The organism is Dellaglioa sp. CoH-55-MRSF-6, from assembly GCF_056782215.1.
The window spans coordinates 132,051-152,407 of record NZ_JBXAYJ010000004.1; the positions used below are offsets into that span (position 1 = coordinate 132,051).

The following is a 20,357-nucleotide window of genomic DNA, read 5'->3' on the forward strand; positions in this document are numbered from 1 at the left end:
AGAATAAATAGAGGATATTATGGCAGAAATTATTCCGTTTCCCGACCAAGAGAAACAAAATTATCAGTTAGCAAAAAAGGCTGTAAGTGACAAAAATTATCAACTAGCATCACAATTATTCACAAAAAATTATGATGGTCATCGTAGTTTTAAAAATAATAAATTATTGGTTAATTCTCTAGTTTTGGATGCTCAATTTCAAGAAGCGTTAATTATCGCTGACGAATTTTATAGCGATTACTTAAAACGTGGGGATCAATTTGCAGTTTATTTAAATATACTGTTAAAAAACAATAAATTTATTCGAGCTTGGCAATTGGTTAAAGAGCAACCTTTTGCCACATCACTAGTTTTGGATGCTGAAAATGAATGCCGTGAAAAATTCGATAAACAACTTAGACAAAATGAACGTCAATTTGCACACTTAGGTTCAGTGGACTTTTTTGGACAGCAACAAATTGTTCAAAGTGGACTGGTACTACCTAAAAATGAATTCTTAGATGCTTGTCAAAAAATATTTATGGATAAAGACGTACATCCAATTATAAAATCAAGTCTATTGCAAGAGGTACAAAAGATACCTAATAATATTGAAATAATAAACTATTTATGGGTTGATGGAACTCAGAAAAAAATTGACGTAAAAAAATTAGTTGCAAATGAAAATGAACCTGTATTACTGACAATTAATCAATTAACAAAAAATGATGAGGGAACTATTGATGTACAAATGAATAATTCTTTAAATCATATGTTAAATTTAAAATTGGGGATGATTTATCCTTTTGCAAGTGATTTTTTGGGTATTGAGAAAGAATGGATTGAATTAGTAAAAAGTGAGTTAGGTATGGAATCCACTTTTAAAAGGACTGAAAATTTAACGTATATGGTTGAATTAAATGCATTACTTTCGAAAGAATTAACTGAAATTATGAATTAATGATTAGGTAAAGCTAGCCGTTTACAGTAATCTATGATATTCTAATAAAGAATCCAAAATTTCACTTAGATTTAGTTGTATGAGCGTAGATTTAACCAGGTTATTTTAAGACGAGATAAAAAGTTTCAGTATTCTTTAAATAGGTATTTACAAAACTCTAAACAGTCTATATAATATTTTAAGGATTCTTCTTTATTTGATGATAATGTATTTTGTTATTAAATAAAGAAGTAGTATAATAAAAACAAAGAATCATCAGGGTTAGATTTTCTAAAACTGTTTTATTCTTACAAAAACACTAGGAGGCTCTTATTCATGGCAAAAGAACATTACGAACGAACAAAACCCCATGTTAATATTGGTACTATTGGACATGTCGATCATGGGAAGACAACTTTAACAGCTGCAATTAGTAAAGTATTATCAGACAACGGTTTCGGTGAAGCAGCAGATTTCGCTTCAATCGATGCTGCACCTGAAGAACGTGAACGTGGTATTACTATCAATACTGCCCATGTTGAATACGAAACAGCTGCACGTCATTACGCACATATCGATGCTCCAGGACATGCTGATTACGTTAAAAACATGATCACTGGTGCTGCACAAATGGATGGTGCTATCTTAGTTGTAGCCGCAACTGATGGCCCTATGCCTCAAACACGTGAACATATCTTACTTGCTCGCCAAGTTGGTGTTGATTACCTTATCGTGTTCTTAAACAAAACTGATTTGGTTGATGATGAAGAATTATTAGACCTTGTAGAAATGGAAGTTCGTGAATTATTAAGCGAATATGATTTCCCAGGCGATGATATTCCTGTTATCCGTGGTTCAGCTCTTAAAGCCCTTGAAGGCGATCCAGAAGCTGTAAAACAAGTTGAATTATTAATGGATACTGTTGATTCATACATCCCAACACCAGTTCGTCCTACAGACCAACCATTCTTAATGCCAGTTGAAGATGTATTTACAATTACTGGTCGTGGAACTGTTGCTTCAGGTCGTATCGATCGTGGTACAGTTAAAGTCGGAGACGATATTGAAATTGTTGGTTTACATGAAGATGTTCTTAAAACAACAGTTACAGGTATCGAAATGTTCCGTAAAACACTTGACGAAGGTGAAGCCGGCGATAACGTTGGTGCTTTACTCCGTGGTGTTGATCGCGAACAAATCGAACGTGGACAAGTTCTTGCACAACCTGGTTCAATCAAAACTCACAAATTATTCAAAGGCGAAGTTTATATCCTTTCTAAGGAAGAAGGTGGACGTCATACTCCATTCTTCTCAAACTACCGTCCTCAATTCTTCTTCCATACAACTGATGTTACTGGTGTTATTGAATTACCAGAAGGTGTAGAAATGGTTATGCCTGGTGATAACGTTACATTTACAGTATCATTAATCGCCCCAGTTGCTATTGAAAAAGGTCTTAAATTTACTGTTCGTGAAGGTGGCCGTACTGTTGGTGCCGGAGTCGTTTCAGAAATTGATGATTAATTTTTAATTAATTAAAAAAAGAAATTCGGAAAGCTTTTGCTTTTCGAATTTTTTTTTATAACCATTTACAATCTAGTAATGATACGGTAAAATAGACAAGTATATAAATAGTACGAATATAAAATTTTTGTTCTACCGGAGGGAAAACAATGTCAGCAAAATTTGAAAAAACAGGTAAAAACAATGGAGAAATAACATTCGAAATTGAAACTGATAAAATTAAAGAAGGATTGGAAAAAGCTTTCTTAAAAGTTAAGAAAGATTTAACTGTTCCTGGATTCCGTAAAGGAAAAGTTTCACGTCAAGTATTTAACAGAATGTATGGTGAAGAATCATTATACGAAGATGCTTTAAACATTCTATTGCCAGAAGCATACGAAAAGGCACTTGAAGAAGTTAAAGTATCACCCGTTGATCAACCTGATATTAACATTGATAGTTTAGAAAAAGATTCTACATGGGTCCTTAAAGCTAAAGTTACACTTCAACCAGAAGTTGAATTAGGTGACTATAAAGGATTAACTGTTCCTAAACAATCACGTCGAGTAACTAAAAAAGACGTAGAAGATAGTTTAGAAGCAAAACGTCAACAACAAGCTGAACTTGTACTTAAAGAAGACGAAGCAGCTATTTCTGGCGACACTGTTATCATTGATTTTGAAGGTAAAGTTGATGGCGTTGCATTTGATGGTGGAAAATCAGAAAATTATACTCTTGAATTAGGTTCAAATTCATTTATTCCTGGATTTGAAGACCAATTGGTAGGACATAAAGCTGGAGAGGATGTTGACGTAAAAGTTACATTCCCTGAAGATTACCAAGCTGAAGACTTACGTGGTAAAGAAGCAGTATTTGCTGTTAAAGTTCATGAAGTCAAAGGCAAAGAACTTCCAGAAATGGATGATGAATTTGCTAAAGATGTTGATGAAGAAGTTAATACGCTTGAAGAATTACAAGCAAAAACAAAAGATCAAATTAAAGAAACAAAAGAAGCTGCAGCTAAGGAAGCAATTCAAGATGCAGCAATTGAATTAGCAGTTGATAATGCTAAAGTTGATGAAATTCCTAATTCAATGATTGAAGAAGATGTTCATCGCCAAATGGATCAATACCTTGCAAATATGCAACAACAAGGAATTGACACAAAGATGTACTTCCAATTAACAGGAACAAGTGAAGACGATTTACACAAACAATTTGAAGAAGGCGCAGAACGTCGTGTTAAAACAAATCTTGTGTTAGAAGCTATCGTTGCCGCTGAAAAAATTGAACCTTCTGAAGAAGAAGTTTCATCTGAAATATCAAACTTAGCAGAACAATATGGTATGGAAGAAGAAGCAGTTCGTTCTGCTCTTTCAGACGATATGGTAAAACATGATATTGCTATCAAGAAAGTTGTTGACGAGTTAGCTGACTCAGCAGTTGAAGAAGCAAAAATGAAAAAATAAATAATTAATCGGATATTTTGATTAATCATTTTGAATGAATGAGATTGAAGCGAGTTTATTAGCTTCAATCTTTTTTGTTAAATACATTTGAACGTAAATATTCGCGAAATATTGCTTTATTTGGTACTATAGGTATGCATAAAGTAAAAGATGAGAAGAAAAATACGAGGTGGTAAAATGTTCGAAAATACTGAAGAAGGCGGACCCGTAAATTGTTCTTTTTGCGGTAAGTCACAAGATCAAGTAATGAAAATCGTTGCTGGACCTGGTGTTTATATTTGTAATGAATGTGTTGATTTATGTAAGGAAATTATCGACGAGGAATTCAGGGAACAAATGGATTCTGAACCATTACTTGTATTAAAACCACAAGCAATTATGAATAAATTGAATGATTATGTAATTGGGCAAGATCAATCTAAAAAAACGTTGTCAGTTGCGGTTTATAATCATTATAAACGAGTTAATCATATGCTTGAAGTTGACGAAGATAATGACGAAACAGAATTACAAAAAAGTAATATTTGTTTAGTTGGTCCTACGGGATCAGGTAAGACATATTTAGCACAAAGTTTAGCTAAAATTTTAAACGTACCATTTGCTATTGCAGATGCCACTACTTTAACTGAGGCTGGATATGTTGGTGAAGATGTTGAAAATATCCTTTTAAAATTATTGCAAAGTGCAGATTATGATGTTGCAAAAGCTGAAAAAGGAATTATCTACATTGATGAAATCGATAAAATTGCTAAGAAGAGTGAGAATGTTTCAATCACACGTGATGTATCAGGTGAGGGTGTTCAACAGGCACTTTTAAAGATTCTTGAAGGTACTATTGCAAGTGTTCCGCCTCAAGGTGGACGTAAACACCCACAACAAGAATTAATTCAAATAGATACTAAGAATATTTTATTTATTGTTGGTGGGGCATTTGCTGGAATTGAAACAATGGTCAAAAATCGATTAGGCGATAAAACGATTGGTTTCGGTGCTGAATCCAATTCTGAAACTATTGATGAACAAAATAGTGTTATGCAACAAATTATTCCAGAAGATTTATTAAAATTTGGATTAATTCCTGAATTTGTTGGTCGTTTACCAATTATGACAGCTTTAGAAGAATTAAAAGAAGAAGATTTAGTTCGAATTTTAACGGAACCTAAAAATGCATTGGTTAAACAATATACAAAACTTGTTGAATTAGATGGTGTGACGCTTGAATTCGAACCTGAGGCATTGTCACGAGTTGCCGAACTTGCTATTAAGCGAGATACTGGGGCACGAGGTTTGCGATCTATTATTGAAGAAACAATGCGTGATGTTATGTTTGATATTCCAAGCCAAGAAGACATCGAGCGCGTAATTATCACTAAAGCAACAGTTGATCAAACTGATGGTCCTGTAATAATTAAAGGGAGCAAGAAAGCAGCATCTTAAAGTCTTGTTAGAGTATAGTCATTTAAAGACTGTCAAATATAGTGAGTACACTCTAAAAAAAAGACATAGTAATGAATATAAATGTAGTATAATGAATTTAAGGTTAATAATTTTAATAAATAATAAAGGGTGGACGTCATGAATAAAACAATAAAAAAAGCGATTTTGTTCGGATTTTCTGGGGTATTGTTGGGTGGACTTGGGTTATTCAATAAGTCTGTTGAAGCTAAGGCTCCTGCAAATAATATTGGGTACAGTGTTCAAAGTATTCAATCTGATAAACAAGTTAAAGCTAGTTTGAAACAATCATACTTTGATTTGAAATTGGATGCTAAGGAAAAAGAAACGATTTCAGTTAAAATCTTTAATTCATCAGACAAAGCATTAAAAATTCGTAATGCTGTTTATACAGCATCTACAAATGATAATGGTCAGCTTGAATATGCAAAAGAATTAGCAAAAAAGAATATTGATAAATCAATGAAATATCCTTTAGCTTCACTTACTAAGTTAGATTCAGGTAGTGTCGTAACAGTTCCTGCTAAAGGAAGTAAAATCGTTAAGGCTACAATTACTATGCCAAAAGATAGTTTCAACGGTGTTTTGTTAGGTAGCTGGTATTTTGAAAAAGTTGATAATTCAACTAAAGAAACAAGTAATAAAAAAGGGATTTCAATTTCAAATGCATATTCATATGCAATTGGAATTAAAATTTTAGAGAAGAAGACGGTTGAACCAAATATGAATTTATTATCAGTTAAAGCTGGTATGAGAAACTATCGTAAAGGTGTATTCCCTGTATTCCAAAACGATAAAGCCGTAATTATTCCTAAATTAACAATTAAATCTGAAATTATGAAAAAGGGTTCAACAGATGTTTTAGAAAATACAACATTAAAGAACCTATCAATGGCTCCTAATTCAAATTTCAAATTCCCAATGCTTTATGACAAGGGTCAATTAGAAGCTGGAGACTACACATTAAAGGCTGTAGCAACAAGTGGTAAAAACACTTGGAAATTCAATAAAAACTTCACAATTACAAATGATGATGCAAGTAAGTACAACAAAGATGCTATTGGAGATCCACAAAAAGCAACAAATCCGCTATGGTATGTTGCTTTAGGTCTTGGTCTCGCAATCCTAGTGATACTAATCTTTTTCCTTATTAAAAGATATGTTGATAAGAAAAAAGCTGATAAGTAAGTATTTAATATTATTATTTATTTTATTTTTCAGTATGCTCGTGACACTTAAAAGTGTGTCTGCAGACATAACGTATGGGTACAGTACGTTACCTAATACGGTTAACAAATATGTTAAGAAAAATAATTCAGAATTTGCAATTTATTCTGATAGTAATAATAGAGAATCACCTTATTTGCAAATAATCGCAACTGATGGATTGACACCATCATGGCAATTGAAAGGTAGGCTACAATATAAGTCAAACGATATTGTACATGTTGACTTATTTCGGCCAAAGTTACAGTCTGGATTAAAGAATATGCCAAGAACTTATGGTGATCTAATTTCTGGAGATTCAACTAATATAACAGCAAATGCTAAAGATAGTAGTGGGGAATATTTATTTTATTGGCCCAATACTTTAATTCAGATTTTGACAACGCATGTGGTAACATATTCGGAAGTACAAATAATTTGGATTATCCAAACGGCAGCAACAAAATAAAAGCTTTACAACATCGAATTATTTAATTCATGTTGTAAAGCTTTTTGATTCAGATTAAGTTACATTAACACATTTTTATATGGTAAAATGGTTTGAGTATTGAAAGGAAGGTGTTTAATATGGATGTTCATAATGTTGAACTTGTTATGAGTGCCGTTGCACCAGCACAGTATCCAACAGATGGTATTCCTGAGATTGCACTGTCAGGACGTTCTAATGTTGGAAAATCATCATTAATAAATACGTTAATAAATCGTAAAAGTTATGCGAGAACTTCTAGTCAGCCTGGAAAAACGCAAACATTGAACTTTTATAACGTGGAACAAAAATTATTTTTCGTAGATGTTCCAGGATATGGATATGCAAAAGTGTCAAAAACAGAACGTGCAAAGTGGGGACAAATGATTGAAACCTATTTAGCAGAACGTACTTCTTTAAGAGGGGTCATTTCATTAGTTGATGCTCGACATGAGCCAACAAAATTAGATGTTCAAATGGTTGATTTTCTTCACTATTACGATATTCCTGTATTGGTTGTTGCGACAAAGAGCGACAAAATTTCTCGTGGTAAGTGGAATCAACATGAGAGTATCATAAGACGTTCATTGTCTTTGACACCTGAAGATGATTTTGTTTTATTTTCGGCTCAAGACAAATCTGGAAAAGAAGAGATTTGGCAATGGATTGAAAGTCATACAGAACTAGGAGAAAAAAATGGAATTTAATGAATATCAAGAAGCAGCAAATCGCACATTATATGGAACTGAACAAGTTTTAACAAATTGTGCATTAGGTGTTGCGGCTGAAGGTGGACAATTAGTTGATTTAATTAAAGATTATACTTTTAAAGGTCGAGAATTAGATAAAGTGAAATTAACTAAAGAAATGGGAGATGTACTTTGGTATTTATCCCAAATTGCTGAATGGGCCGATATTGAATTTGATGATGTTGCAAGAGATAATATTTTAAAATTAAATAAACGTTACCCAGATGGATTTAAAAAATAAAAAAATTCAGATAAGTTTATAACTTATCTGAATTTTTTTATTTTTTAGGTTTCGATTCTTTAACATCAGAACTAGGCTTCTCTTCCGTTTCTGAAGACTTAAGTTCAACTTTAGCAGGATCTTTAGGGTCAAGTGCAAATTTATCAAATAAACTTTCCAAGTTATCTTGGCGTTGGATTTTTAAGCTCATAATTGTAGCCTCCTTATGTAAATATAGAATAACAGTTTATTAAAATGAATACAAGACAACTGATTAATGCATAAAAAGCGCTTTAAATAACTTTTATATGTATAAAGTCATTTATTATATGTATTTAATTGCATAAAAAATCTTTGTAGCATATAATCGATTTATTCACTAATAAGAGAAATTAAAAAAGAGGAGTAAATTGATGCAAATAAATAAAAAATGGTTTATAGGTATATTAATCGCATTTTTCATGATGTTAGTTGGTAGTAATCAAGTAAGTGCTGCAACTGGTAACTCTTTACAGAATGTTAAGGATAAGGGAACGTTAGTACTTGGAACAAGTCCAGATTATCCACCCTATGAATTTCAAACAACAGTTAATGGCGATGATAAAATCGTTGGATTTGATATTTCAATTGCACAAAAAATTGCTAAAGACATTGGAGTTAAGTTAGTAATTAAGAAAATGGATTTTGACTCATTACTTGTTGGCTTAGAAACTAATAAAATTGATATGGTTATTTCAGGTATGAATCCGTCGGATGATCGTAAAAAAAGTATTGATTTTTCAGATGTTTATTACAATGGAAAACAAATGATGTTGGTTAATAAGACTGATGAAGATAAATATAAGACTTTAAATGATTTTTCTGGGCTATCAGTTGGGGCTCAAACTGGATCGCTTCAATATACAATGAGTAAAGAACAAATAAAAAATGTGAATATTAAAGGGTTGGCTAAAGTAACCGATTTAATTTTAGCGCTTAAAAGTGGTAAGGTAGCGGGTGTTGCCATGGAAGAACCAACTGCTAAAGCATACGCACAAAATGATAGTTCATTAGCAGTTGTTAATCCTGGATTTATCTCAGCGCCTGATGCAAGGGGAGCTGCAGCCGGATTTGCAAAGAATTCCGATACTTTGGTGGCAGCTGTAAATAAGTCTATTAAAGAAATTAAAAAGAAAAATTTAATAAATACGACATATTTACCTGAGGCTAGTAATTATTTAACAAAAAATACATCGGATAACACAATGATTCACTATTGGAAATATTTTGCCAAAGGAATTGGTTATACTTTATTAATAACGGCGGTTTCAGTTATTGTTGGTGTTATATTAGGAACGTTGCTAGCACTCATGCGTTTGGGCAAAAATAAAGTGATTAAAGTAATTGCAGTATCCTACATTGAATTTGTTCGTGGAACGCCTCTAATGATTCAAGTGATGTTTGTGTACTTCGGTATTGGAATGTTAGTAAATATTCCAGCGCTAATTGCAGGTATTATTGCTGTATCGCTTAATTCAGGCGCATATATAGCTGAAGTAATACGATCGGGAATCTCTTCTGTTGATGATGGACAAATGGAAGCAGCAAGAAGTTTGGGGCTTTCACAGAAAGAGACGTATCAGTCTGTTATTATTCCACAAGCACTAAAAAATATTTGGCCAGCTCTGGGAAATGAATTTATAACATTAATAAAAGAAAGTTCAATTGTTTCTATTATTGGTGTGACTGATTTAATTTATCAGATGAAAATGGTTCAATCAGCTACTTATAAAGGTATTGCGCCTATCTTTGTTGCAATGTTAATTTACTTTGTTTTAACATTTAGCTTATCTAAATTATTAAATTACTTTGAAGGGAAGATGAAGCATGTCTAAAATTATTGAAGTTAATAAATTAAGAAAATCCTTTGGAAAAAATGATGTTTTAAAAGATATTTCTGAATCAGTTGATAAAGGACAGGTTATCTGTGTGATTGGACCATCAGGATCTGGTAAAAGTACCTTTTTACGTTGTCTGAATCTACTTGAAGTTCCTACATCAGGGGATATTTTATTCGAAGGTGAAAATTTAACAAGTTTAAATGAAAAAGACTTAAATCAATTGAGAGAAAAAATGGGGATGGTTTTTCAAGGTTTTAATTTGTTTCCAAATATGAATGTAATTGAGAATATAAAATTGGCTCCCATGAAAGTTAAAAATATATCAGATAAAGAGTCAGCTGATATAGCTACCAATTTATTAGAAAAAGTTGGATTAGCAGATAAGGCACTACAATATCCAGATAGTTTATCTGGTGGTCAAAAGCAACGAGTTGCGATTGCCAGAGCATTAGCCATGGATCCAGAAGTACTCTTATTCGATGAGCCAACTTCAGCATTAGATCCTGAAATGGTCGGAGAAGTACTTAAAGTTATGAAAACGTTGGCTAGTGACGGAATGACGATGGTAGTTGTGACACATGAAATGGGTTTTGCTAGAGAAGTAGCAGATCAAATTTGGTTCATGGATCAAGGATATATTCAAGAAAAAGGACGTCCAGAAGATGTTTTTGATCATCCGACGTCAGAACGTGCGCAAGATTTTTTATCAAAGATATTGTAAAAAAATAGATTTCAGATAGACTCCCGTCTATTTGGAATCTATTTTCTTTATTCAAACGCTTGTTCGGGGTATAATTAAAGCATATATTAACGTAAAGAAGGTGCCTCGATTGGCTTCAGAGCATATCGAAAATAAATTAGCATTATTACCAGCATTACCAGGATGCTATATCATGAAAAATTTAAATAGTCAGATTATTTATGTTGGGAAAGCAAAAAATTTAAAAAATCGGGTGCGTTCTTACTTCAAAAGTGCGCATGATGGAAAAACAGCTAAATTGGTTTCTCAAATTGTTGATTTTGAAACAATTATTACATCCACTGATAAAGAAGCATTTCTGTTGGAAATTACTTTAATTCAAAAACATCAGCCGTATTATAATATAAAATTAAAGAAAGGTACTGGATATCCATATATTAAAATTACAAATGAAAAAGACCCAATGATGCAAATCGTTAGTCAGGTTAATAAGGACGGTGGATTTTATTTTGGTCCTTATCCAAATGTTTATGCAGCTCAGGAAACATTGCAGTTTTTACAAAAAGTTTATCCTTTAAGAAGATGCAATGGATTTCAGAAGCGACCATGTTTGTATTATCATATGGGGCAATGTTTAGGCTCTTGTTTTAAAGAAGTTCCGCATGAAAAATATGAGGCTCAAATAAAAAAAATCAAATCATTTTTAAATGGTAATGTGATTGTAGCAAAACAAAAACTAAAAAAAGAAATGAGTAAGGCAGCGGATGAAATGTTATTTGAACGTGCCGCTGAATTACGTGATCAAATTCATTTTATTGAAGTTACTGTTGAAAAACAAAAAATCATTTCAAATGATAATACACCTAGAGATTTGTTTAATTTCTATCTGGATAAAGGTTGGTTGTCAATTCAAGTTTTCTTTATTAGGCAAGCACGATTAATGAAGCGAGAAAAAAGACTTTTTCCAATTGTAACAACGGCTGAAGAAGAAATGGCAACTTTTATCCTTCAGTTTTATAATCGAAAAAATAATGTGTTACCAAAAGAAATATTAGTTCCAGCAGGAATTGATACAGATATCTTATCTGATATCTTACAAGTACCAATTCGGACACCACAACGTGGGCAAAAAAGTGAACTTTTAAAATTAGCTAAAAAAAATGCTCGCTTAGTTCTTGAAGAAAAATTCAGATTACTAGAATTAGATGGGCGCAAAACAACTGGTGCCATGAAAGAAATTACAGACGCTATGGGGATTCCAGAAGGTCATCGAATAGAATCTTTTGATCACTCACATATACAAGGGACTGATCTGGTATCAGCCATGGTTAGTTTTATTGATGGTAAACCTGAGAAGAGCGAATATCGCAAATATAAGTTGAATACAGTTGATCATGCGGATGAAGCAGCAAGTACACGTGAAGTTGTTCGCCGACGTTATACACGTCTTTTGAAGGAAGGTAAGCCTATGCCAGATTTAATTTTAATGGATGGTGCTGAAATACAAATAGAAGCTGCAAAAGACGTTTTAAGTAATGAATTAGATTTAATGATTCCAGTAGCGGGGATGGTTAAAAATAACAAGCATAAAACATCTGATTTAATGTTTGGTGATGCTGATCAAAGACTATCATTGGATCCAAAGAGTGAAGGGTTTTACCTTTTACAAAGGATTCAAGATGAAGTCCATCGATTTGCCATTACCTTTCATCGTCAAGTTCATTCAAAGAACTCACTTAGTTCTCGTTTAGATTCTATCCAGGGTGTTGGGCCAAAAACCAAAACGAAATTGTTAAAAGAATTTGGGTCGATGAAACATATTAAAGACGCTTCAATGGAAGAGTTACAAGGATTAGGTATTTCAAAGACAGTCGCACAAACAATAAAATTATCATTATAAATTTACAAAAGGAGTCCTTAATGACAGAGATTTATGTCATTAAGGACTCCTTTTTATTTTAAAATAAAGAAGAGCTATCAGGTATTATCCTGATAGCTCTTCAAAGTTAAACGAATTATTTCTTATTTTCTTTTGCAACTGGACGCCAGATACCGAGGATAATCCCTGCAACTGCAGCACCAATTAAAACAGAAAGTAAGTAGAACGTTTTATTTGTAGCTAAGGCAATTACCCAAAGACCACCATGAGGTGCAGGAACAGAGACGTTCCAGAATTGACTTAAACCACCACCGATTGCAGCACCAATTACACTTGATGTAATGACGTGTAATGGATCTGCTGCTGCGTAAGGAATAGCACCTTCAGTAATAAATGAAATACCAAGAATGTAGTTTGACAAACCGGCTTTTCTTTCATCTTCAGAAAATTTATTTTTCCAGAATGTTGATGCAATAGCTATTGCAAGTGGAGGAATCATACCACCAACCATAACAGCAGCCATCATTTTACCATCACCAGTAGAAGTGAAGACACCAATTGAGAATGTATAAGCTGCTTTGTTAAATGGACCACCCATATCGATAGCCATCATAGCAGCAAGAATTGTACCGATTAAGACGGCATTGGCTGTTCCCATATGAGTTAAGAAATCTGACAAGACATGATTAATTTGTGCGAAGATAGGATTAACCATAAAGAACATAATCGCGCCGACAATTAATAAGGATAAAATAGGGTAGATTAGGATAGGTTTCATCCCATCTAGTGATTTTGGTAAGTTTTTAAAGAGTTTTTTAAGACCGACAATAACATAACCGGCAATAAAACCAGCTGCTAAACCACCTAAGAAACCAGAAACAGATTCAGTTTTAATAACATTTGCGGCAGCAAAGTTAGCCATGTAACCACCAACAATACCAGGCATAAGGGCAGGACGATCACCAATACTCATAGCAATAAAACCGGCTAAGATAGGTACTAAGAAAGCAAATGCATAATTACCAATTCCATTTAAGAAGATAAAAGTTTGTGAACTTGAGCCACCGGGAACGTATTGTTCAACGATGAATGAGAGTGCCATTAAGATACCGCCACCAACAACAAATGGTAACATGTGTGATACACCGTTCATTAAGTTCTTATAAATTTCATTCCAAACACTACCAGAGGTTTCTTCATCATTTTCAGCAGCGTCGGTTCCTTTAGCATGATAAATAGGTGCTTTTCCGTTTACTGCGGCAGTAATCAATTCTTCGGCTTTTTTAATACCATCGGTAACAGGACGGTTAATTAAAGGTTTGCCATCGAAACGATCCATAGCAACTTTTTTATCAGCGGCGACAATGACACCAGACGCACGTTTAATTTCTTCGTCAGTTAAACGATGCTTAATACCTTCTGAGCCATTTGTTTCAACTTTAATGTCAACGCCCATCTCTTCAGCTTGTTTGATGAGGGCAGCTTCAGCCATATAAGTATGAGCGATACCAGTAGGGCAGGCTGTTACAGCGACCACGTATGGATTACCTGATGGTTTAACATCAGTGTTTTTAGCAGCAAGTTGTGCAGCAGCTTCTTTTGCTTCTTTTTCATTTTCAGCGGCAGTGAAGGCAGCTTGAACCTCATCTGGAGTTGTGACTGTTTTTAATTTATCAACTAAATCGGGATTAATTAATAGACTTGATAAAGCAGCTAATGCTTGTAAATGGGCATCGTTTGCACCTTCAGGAGCAGCAATCATGAAAAATAAAAATGTAGGTTGACCATCAAGTGAATCATAGTCAAGTCCTGCTTTACTTTTAGCAAATAGGACAGTAGCACGTTTAACAGCTTTATTTTTTGCATGTGGCATGGCAATACCTTCACCGATACCAGTAGTTGATTGTGCTTCACGTTTTAGAATGTCTTGTTTGTAAAGTTCCTCATCATCAATCACGCCAGCCTCAAAGTATTTATGTACCATTTCATCAATTGCTTCGGCTTTTGTTGTTGCTTGAAGATCCATAATCATGACATCTTTAAGTAATAATTCATTTAAGTCCATAGTGTAAAACTCCTTTTATAATAGTTAGATTTTCTTAATATCAATTTGTGGTAAAATTTCGTTAATTTTTTCAATAGTTGCAATATCTTCAGAAAATGCAGTTGCGGAGCCACAAGCTAGTCCATATTTAAAACTTTCAATAGGATCATTAGTTTTTGCAAAGGTACCTGTAAAACCAGCAATCATTGAATCGCCAGCACCAACTGAATTAATAACAGTCCCTTTAGGCGCATTACTTTGGTAAACAGCATCTTTAGTAATCAATAGGCCGCCATCGCCAGCCATTGAAATTAAAACATGTTGTGCACCTAATTCTAATAATTTTTGACCATATTTCACAATATCGTTGATACCGTTTAAAGTAACATTGAATAATTCGGCTAATTCATGGTGATTTGGTTTCACGACGAGAGGTTTTTCACTAATTGTTTTCAATAGTGCTTCACCAGTTGTATCAATAACAAATTGTGCGCCTTTAGAACGAATTACTTTAATTAATTCATAATAAAAATCTTGAGATAGGTTAGGAACTAAACTACCAGCTAAAATGACAGTATCATCAGACGTCAATGTTTCAAATTGCTCATTGAATAGTTTAAGTTCATCATCTGATATTAGAGGACCCTTACCATTTATTTCGGTTTCTTGGTCAGCTTTTATTTTAATATTAATTCTAGAATCAGCTTTTATTTTTGTAAATTGAGTATCTAGGTGATTAGCTATCATAGCTGACTTAATAAATTCACCTGTGAATCCACCAATAAAACCAAGTGCTTTATTAGGTTGATTCAATTCATTTAAAATTCGGGAAACGTTTATACCTTTACCACCTGGTAATTTTGTATCATAATCCATCCGATTAACTTCGCCAAGCGTTAACTTATCTAGTTGAACGATGTAATCAATAGAAGGATTTAAAGTTACTGTGTAAATCATTGTTGTACCTCCAAAATTTTTGTTTGTGTTTTATAATTTTCAGAATCAGTTACCGGCAATTTATCAGTGATAATTGTAGCCTGATTAAGATCTGCAACTTTAATGAATGAAACTTGGTTAAATTTTGATTTGTCGGCTAAAACATAAGTTTGTCGACTTTGATGAATTGCGGCCAGTTTAACTGCGGCTTCTTCAGGATCTGGTGTGCTAAATCCAAATTTATTGTTAATTGAATTAATACCGAGAAAGACTAAATCAAATTGAAGGTTCTTGATTGATTTAATACTATCAGCTCCCACAATAGCCTTTGTATTAGCTTTAACTTGACCACCGATGACGATTGTTCTAATATCATTTTCAGAAAGAGAAAGTGCATGATTAACACCGTTTGTAACAACAGTTAGATTGTTAACTAACTTAAGATAGGGAATCATTGCGAAAGTTGTACTACCAGCATCAAGAAAAATCACATTATTAGGTTTGATTAAATTTGCAGCAGCTTTAGCAACTGCTATTTTATTTGGCGTATTTAATGAAAATTTTTCTTCTAAATTTGCTTCAACTTTTAATGATTGGATGCTTTGTGCACCACCATGAACTCTTACTAATTCACCATCAGTTTCAAGCTGCTGTAAATCGCGTCGAACAGTTGATTCTGAGACATTTAATTTATGACAAATATCTTGTAACTTAATATAACCATGTTTGTCAATTTCAGAAATAATATATTGGCACCTTTCAATTGTAAGCACTTTCTCAACTCCTTATAAATAAAATACCACCAAAAACATTCAAAATCAACCAAAAACATTCAAAAATACCAAAAAAATTTGAAATATGAGAAATTGGCTTGAATTTTTAAAAGAGTTAAGTAAATACATAGACAAATGACTTTTTCTTCTTTAAAATAGTAAGTTAGTAGTCAACGGAAAGAATAGGTGATCGTATGTTTATAGATCAAGTTACAATTGAAATAAAAGCAGGTAAAGGTGGCGACGGGATGGTAGCGTTCCGTCGAGAAAAATATGTACCTAATGGTGGACCAGCCGGTGGTGATGGTGGCCGTGGTGGTAGTATTGTATTTGAAGTAGATGAAGGATTAAGAACTTTAATGGATTTTAGATACAGTAAACATTTTAGAGCTGAATCTGGTGAAAAAGGAATGATTAAAGGGATGCACGGACATGGTGCACCTGATAAAAGAGTTCAAGTACCAGAAGGAACAACAATTAAAGATGCTGAAACAGGAGCAGTAATCGCTGATCTCGTTCATAAAGGAGATTATGCTGTTGTTGCCAAGGGTGGTCGAGGTGGTCGTGGCAATATTAGATTTGCTAGTCCTAAAAATCCAGCTCCAGAAATTTCTGAAAATGGTGAACCTGGAGTAGAACGTAAAATTCAACTTGAATTAAAAGTTTTAGCTGATGTTGGGTTAGTTGGATTTCCATCTGTCGGTAAGTCAACGCTTCTTTCAGTTGTGACAAGTGCCAAACCTAAAATTGCAGATTATCATTTTACAACGTTATCACCTAATTTAGGGATGGTTCGTTTAGATGATAACCGTGATTTTGTTATTGCTGATTTACCCGGATTGATTGAAGGGGCTTCAGTTGGCGTTGGATTAGGAATTCAATTTTTACGTCATATTGAGCGGACACGTGTTATTCTTCATTTAGTTGATATGAATCCTGAAGAAGGTCGTGATCCGTTTGACGACTATCTTAAGATTAATAAAGAATTAAAAAATTATGACCCTGAATTACTTGAACGTCCGCAATTAATTGTGGCAAGTAAGATGGATATGCCAGGGGCTGCAGAACAGTTAGAAGCATTTAAAAAACAATTGGCAGAAGATTCTACAGTGGAAGAAACACCTCGTGTATTTTCTACTTCTTCTATTACTCGTGAGGGACTACAAACCTTAATGAATGTAGCTGGTGATTTATTGGAAGAAACACCAATGTTCCCAGCACTAAACTTGAAAGAACAAGAAGCACAACAAAAAATCTATGATTTCGAAAAAGAACAAGAAAAATCTGCACCTGATTTTGTTATTAATAGGGATGAAGATTTAACTTGGGTTCTTTCTGGAGAAAAATTAGAACGTCTATACCAAATGACAAATATGGACCGAGACGAAAGTTTGATGCGTTTTGCACGTCAACTTCGTGGTATGGGTGTCGATGATGCTTTACGTGAACGTGGTGCTAAAAGTGGGGATATAGTGAGAATTGATAAATTCTCATTTGAGTTCGTTGAATAATTCGGAATATTAATAATTTACGGTTACGCTATCAGCAAATAAAAGGGTAATTTATATAAGATAAGAGGAGAACGGAACAAGATGGATAAGAAAAAAAGATTAAAAAAAGCCAGATATATTACTGGCTTTGATGGCGTGAGGACATTGGCTGTTATTGGGGTTATCCTTTATCACCTCGTGCCATCTAGTCTACAAGGTGGATACTTAGGTGTACCGATATTTTTTGTTGTATCGGGTTACTTGATTACTGATTTACTTAATCAGGAATGGGAACAAAATAAAAAAATTGATGTTCTAGGCTTTTATATTCGACGGGTTCGACGACTTTATCCAGCGTTATTGACGATGTTGATTGCAACTATTGCCTATATAACACTATTTCAAAGAGAGTTATTGAAAAATATTCAAGAAATTTTCGCATCAAATTTGTTATATGTTTATAATTGGTTTCAAGTTTTGCACAAAGAATCATATTTTGATCATTTCGGGACGCCATCACCATTTACGCATCTTTGGTCGCTATCAATTGAAGGTCAGTACTATTTTTTCTGGCCTATTATAGTGGCGTTGCTAATTGTGTTTTTAAAACGAAAAGAACGGATTTTTAATCTTATCTTTATCTTAGCTTTTATTTCCGCATTAGCGATGGCCTTCTTGTATAAAGCAGGATCTGATCCAAGTCGTGTCTATTATGGAACGGATACAAGAATGTTTTCAATTTTATTGGGGTCAGCACTTTCATTTATTTGGCCAAGCAGTTCTTTAAAAAAGGAAATTTCAAAAAAAGGCCGATTTGTTTTAGATGCGTTAGGTATAGTATCGCTCATAACAATTATTAGTTTGTTTTTGACTATGTCAGATCAAAGTTCGCTTGTTTATCGTGGAGGGATGTTTTTCTTTTCAGTTTTAGTTATGATTTTTGTAGCTACAATTGCACATCCTGGAGCGGATATGAACAAAATTATGACAAATCCTGTTTTTACTTGGGTTGGTAAGAGAAGTTATGGCATTTACCTATATCAATTTCCAATAATGGTATTCTATGAGTCAAAGATTCAGAGTATAGGTGATCATCCATGGCTAAACGCGCTAATTGAAATATCTATCATTTTATTAGTGAGTGATTTGTCATATCGATTCTTAGAAAGACCTCTACAAAGATTTAATTATAAACAAACATTTACATTTATTAAAGAAACCTTTACAAAGGATATTAAAAAAACTCGTCAAAAATTTTCTATTATTGTGGGTGCATTAATAATTGGTATAGCGTTGTTTGGAATAATTAACGGACCAAGTCTTTCAATTACTGGAGTGAATGCTTTACAGAATACTATTAGTGAGAATGCTAAAGTAGCTGATAAAAAGAATGCTGACGCATTAAAAAAACCGAGCTCGTCTAGTTCTAAGAAAAAACAATCAAGTAGCAAAAGTGCTTCTAAAACTAGTTCTTCAAAAGTAGTTGCTGAAAAACAAAGCCCAACATCATTAACAAAGGCTGAGACAAAAAAAGCCTCAAGCGTATATGCAACGGCAATTGGTGATTCTGTATTGGCAGATGGAGAAAACATATTACAAGATGATTTCCCACATATGTATGTTGATGCAAAAGTCGGTCGTCAGGTATATACAGCTGCTGATGATATTAGGTTGTTGGCTAAGCAAGGTAAACTTCAAGATAACGTTGTTATTGGTTTAGGGACAAATAGTCCATTTACAACCGATCAGTTTGACGATATTATGAGTGCAGTTGGTTCGGGGAAACAAGTTTACTGGATTAATGTACATGTCCCAACAAGGCGTTGGGAAGGTACCGTTAATAGCATGTTGGAGACACAAAAGAAAAAATATTCAAATTTGCATATAATTGATTGGTATTCATATAGTAAGGATCATACAGAGTGGTTTTATGATGATAATGTTCATCCAGATCCCGATGGTTCAAAGTATTATGCAACGTATATTGCAAGACAATTAATTAAAAATATGTAAAATACTTAAGAAGCCCTACAAACTATGGTTTGTAGGGCTTCTTATTTTTGGGTCTGCGTCAAATAGTGTTGGTGAGACGATAAACGTCTAATTTAATTAAGGGAAATCCAAAAGGATTTCCTTTTTTTAGTTATGAATTAATAAAATTCTTTCAAATAGATGATGCCAGTTTCTGAAACCGTAACAGCTACGTTTAAGTGTTTTAATTTTTCGGTTAAGTCCCTCTATAGGGCCATTTGAATATGGTGAAGATAAACTATTTTTAATATAATGCTGATTCTTTTTAAAAGTGGTTATTACAGTATCCATTTCACTGTTATTAGGTTGATAGTCTTCTAATAACTGAGTTAAATTAGAAGTGTCGGCTTTATTGATAGCTAATAAAATATCTTGATATGTTTCATAGACTTTTTTGAAGTTAGAACTTTGTTCTAATCCTAAATCAACAACATTCTGTTGCGTCATATATTCTTTCGTACTAAAAAAATAAACAGATTTTGAACTTTCTAGTTCTGTTTCTTGTTTGTGAAAAAGGCGCCACTGAGTTTTTAAAGCTTTGTAATAATCCCTTTATGGTTGTCAGATGAAATAATATAATTTCATCCGATAATCATGGAGGGATTTTTGTATGTCC

At 33.4% G+C, this 20,357-nt stretch carries 17 protein-coding genes and 1 pseudogene; 13 read left to right on the forward strand and 5 right to left on the reverse strand.

What is annotated here, in order from left to right; all coding sequences use genetic code 11:
- Window positions 1–19: 19 nt before the first annotated feature.
- The 8 genes from AC1RPK_RS05805 to AC1RPK_RS05840 all read left to right on the forward strand — a co-directional run bounded on the left by AC1RPK_RS05805 (window position 20) and on the right by AC1RPK_RS05840 (window position 8,029).
- Entirely contained in the window at window positions 20–940 is a 921-nt protein-coding gene (locus AC1RPK_RS05805) for a hypothetical protein (RefSeq protein ID WP_481761712.1), read from the forward strand.
- A gap of 315 nt (window positions 941–1,255) precedes the next feature.
- Window positions 1,256–2,443: an elongation factor Tu gene (gene tuf, locus AC1RPK_RS05810; RefSeq protein ID WP_409022410.1), complete on the forward strand. Its 1,188-nt coding sequence runs from the start codon at window positions 1,256–1,258 to the stop codon at window positions 2,441–2,443.
- A gap of 149 nt (window positions 2,444–2,592) precedes the next feature.
- Window positions 2,593–3,891, forward strand: a complete 1,299-nt coding sequence (gene tig / locus AC1RPK_RS05815; protein ID WP_409022411.1) for a trigger factor — start codon at window positions 2,593–2,595, stop codon at window positions 3,889–3,891.
- A 177-nt stretch (window positions 3,892–4,068) separates the two neighbouring features.
- Window positions 4,069–5,328 (forward strand): ATP-dependent Clp protease ATP-binding subunit ClpX, encoded by a 1,260-nt coding sequence (gene clpX / locus AC1RPK_RS05820; RefSeq protein ID WP_409022412.1) that lies wholly within the window; start codon window positions 4,069–4,071, stop codon window positions 5,326–5,328.
- A 138-nt stretch (window positions 5,329–5,466) separates the two neighbouring features.
- Window positions 5,467–6,534: a WxLIP family cell surface protein gene (locus AC1RPK_RS05825; RefSeq protein ID WP_409022413.1), complete on the forward strand. Its 1,068-nt coding sequence runs from the start codon at window positions 5,467–5,469 to the stop codon at window positions 6,532–6,534.
- 40 nt (window positions 6,535–6,574) lie between these two features.
- Entirely contained in the window at window positions 6,575–7,021 is a 447-nt protein-coding gene (locus AC1RPK_RS05830) for a hypothetical protein (protein WP_481763207.1), read from the forward strand.
- 119 nt (window positions 7,022–7,140) lie between these two features.
- The gene (gene yihA, locus AC1RPK_RS05835) at window positions 7,141–7,746 is read left to right on the forward strand and encodes a ribosome biogenesis GTP-binding protein YihA/YsxC (protein WP_481761714.1); all 606 of its coding nucleotides are present in this window, start codon (window positions 7,141–7,143) and stop codon (window positions 7,744–7,746) included.
- Window positions 7,736–8,029, forward strand: a complete 294-nt coding sequence (locus tag AC1RPK_RS05840) for a nucleoside triphosphate pyrophosphohydrolase family protein (RefSeq protein WP_409022416.1) — start codon at window positions 7,736–7,738, stop codon at window positions 8,027–8,029. The genes yihA and AC1RPK_RS05840 overlap by 11 nt, the downstream gene beginning before the upstream one ends.
- Window positions 8,030–8,066: 37 nt before the next feature.
- Here the strand turns inward: AC1RPK_RS05840 and AC1RPK_RS05845 are convergent, their stop codons facing one another.
- Entirely contained in the window at window positions 8,067–8,219 is a 153-nt protein-coding gene (locus AC1RPK_RS05845; RefSeq protein WP_409022417.1) for an SPJ_0845 family protein, read from the reverse strand.
- A gap of 202 nt (window positions 8,220–8,421) precedes the next feature.
- Here AC1RPK_RS05845 and AC1RPK_RS05850 point away from each other — a divergent pair, with 202 nt between their 5' ends.
- From AC1RPK_RS05850 to uvrC, 3 genes are all read left to right on the forward strand, one after another.
- Window positions 8,422–9,882, forward strand: coding sequence for an ABC transporter substrate-binding protein/permease (locus AC1RPK_RS05850; protein WP_481761715.1), 1,461 nt, complete (start codon window positions 8,422–8,424; stop codon window positions 9,880–9,882).
- Window positions 9,875–10,609 (forward strand): amino acid ABC transporter ATP-binding protein, encoded by a 735-nt coding sequence (locus AC1RPK_RS05855; protein ID WP_409022419.1) that lies wholly within the window; start codon window positions 9,875–9,877, stop codon window positions 10,607–10,609. Before AC1RPK_RS05850 ends, AC1RPK_RS05855 begins: the two co-directional genes overlap by 8 nt.
- A 109-nt stretch (window positions 10,610–10,718) precedes the next feature.
- Entirely contained in the window at window positions 10,719–12,488 is a 1,770-nt protein-coding gene (gene uvrC, locus AC1RPK_RS05860; RefSeq protein WP_481761716.1) for an excinuclease ABC subunit UvrC, read from the forward strand.
- Window positions 12,489–12,603: 115 nt separating this feature from the next.
- Here uvrC and AC1RPK_RS05865 read toward each other — a convergent pair whose 3' ends face one another.
- The 3 genes from AC1RPK_RS05865 to AC1RPK_RS05875 are packed head-to-tail and all read right to left on the reverse strand — an operon-like array spanning window position 12,604 to window position 16,220.
- A complete protein-coding gene (locus tag AC1RPK_RS05865) occupies window positions 12,604–14,532 on the reverse strand; it encodes a PTS fructose transporter subunit IIABC (RefSeq protein WP_409022421.1) in 1,929 nt (642 codons plus the stop codon).
- 24 nt (window positions 14,533–14,556) lie between these two features.
- The gene (gene pfkB / locus AC1RPK_RS05870) at window positions 14,557–15,468 is read right to left on the reverse strand and encodes a 1-phosphofructokinase (protein WP_481761717.1); all 912 of its coding nucleotides are present in this window, start codon (window positions 15,466–15,468) and stop codon (window positions 14,557–14,559) included.
- Window positions 15,465–16,220, reverse strand: coding sequence for a DeoR/GlpR family DNA-binding transcription regulator (locus AC1RPK_RS05875; RefSeq protein WP_481761718.1), 756 nt, complete (start codon window positions 16,218–16,220; stop codon window positions 15,465–15,467). Before AC1RPK_RS05875 ends, pfkB begins: the two co-directional genes overlap by 4 nt.
- Window positions 16,221–16,414: 194 nt before the next feature.
- Between AC1RPK_RS05875 and obgE the strand changes: the two genes are divergently transcribed.
- Together obgE and AC1RPK_RS05885 are read left to right on the forward strand one after the other, a co-directional pair.
- On the forward strand, window positions 16,415–17,731 hold the full coding sequence (obgE, locus tag AC1RPK_RS05880; RefSeq protein WP_409022424.1) for a GTPase ObgE: 1,317 nt from the start codon (window positions 16,415–16,417) through the stop codon (window positions 17,729–17,731).
- An 81-nt stretch (window positions 17,732–17,812) separates the two neighbouring features.
- Window positions 17,813–19,723, forward strand: a complete 1,911-nt coding sequence (locus tag AC1RPK_RS05885) for an acyltransferase family protein (RefSeq protein ID WP_481761719.1) — start codon at window positions 17,813–17,815, stop codon at window positions 19,721–19,723.
- Window positions 19,724–19,849: 126 nt separating this feature from the next.
- Here the strand turns inward: AC1RPK_RS05885 and AC1RPK_RS05890 are convergent.
- Window positions 19,850–20,272 (reverse strand): annotated as a pseudogene (locus tag AC1RPK_RS05890) (transposase); the annotation flags it as partial.
- Window positions 20,273–20,357 lie beyond the last annotated feature (85 nt).